We start from the raw sequence: 763 nt of genomic DNA, 5'->3' as shown, positions 1-763 counted from the left end.
GCCCTGTCGTGTTAATAGCCTTGCAGGTGCCACGAGTTCACGTGTCCCTCTCTCACTCCCTCTCAATAAGCTCCGGCCCATCATCTGCTGCGCGAAACCGCCTAACCGGATGGTTGTGCAAAACAGCGCTTGCGCCGAGATTCGTGTCCATGCTTCCGCTCATCCAGGCCTCGCGTTCCGAAGGGTCAAGAACAACCGGCATCCTGTGGTGCAAGCCTGACATCGCCGCGTTGGCGGCCCGCGTCATGATTGTACAGGTGGACATATCATTCCAGACCGAAATCAGTCCCGCGAAGTAGAGATTGGCCTCGTTGCCTGGCGAAGCAAAGAAATACGGCTGCCGATGAGCCTTCGGCCCGCTCCATTCATAGAAACCGCCAACCGGGATCAGACACCGCCCGCGGCGCCAAGCGGCGCCATAGGTCGGCTTGTCTTTTGCCTCTTCGATCCGTGCGTTGAAGGTAGTGGCCTTCCATTCGCGCGGGTCACTGCCCTTGAACCAGGAGGGGATCAGCCCCCACCGTGCCCAGAGCGCCTTTTGCGGCCCAGCGGTGAGGATAAGCGCCGGATCTGTCGGCTTGACGTTGAAACGTCGCGGGATCGGGTCGATTTTCAGCTCTGAGAAATCCAGCTCGGTCCCGCGCAAGTTCGGGTCAACAAAACGTCCGCACATGAGGCCTCCTCCTGCCTGGCAAGTGTCACATGCCATGCTCCTGCTGTCGCCCCCAATACGAAAGCGCACCATGAAAAGTTCATCAGTTTG

The 763-nt window shown here is 59.1% G+C and carries 1 protein-coding gene; it reads right to left on the bottom strand.

The window, feature by feature from the left end:
* Positions 1-52: 52 nt before the first annotated feature.
* On the bottom strand, positions 53-763 hold a 711-nt coding region (locus tag FGE21_RS19910), incomplete at its 5' end, for an SOS response-associated peptidase (RefSeq protein ID WP_255731682.1).

Origin of the sequence: Phaeobacter sp. B1627 (assembly GCF_006265095.1) — a bacterium.
In the GTDB taxonomy this organism is placed as follows: Bacteria; Pseudomonadota; Alphaproteobacteria; order Rhodobacterales; family Rhodobacteraceae; genus Epibacterium.
The sequence above is the reverse complement of the archived record's forward strand: the minus strand, read 5'-3'. Positions and strand labels throughout refer to the sequence as shown.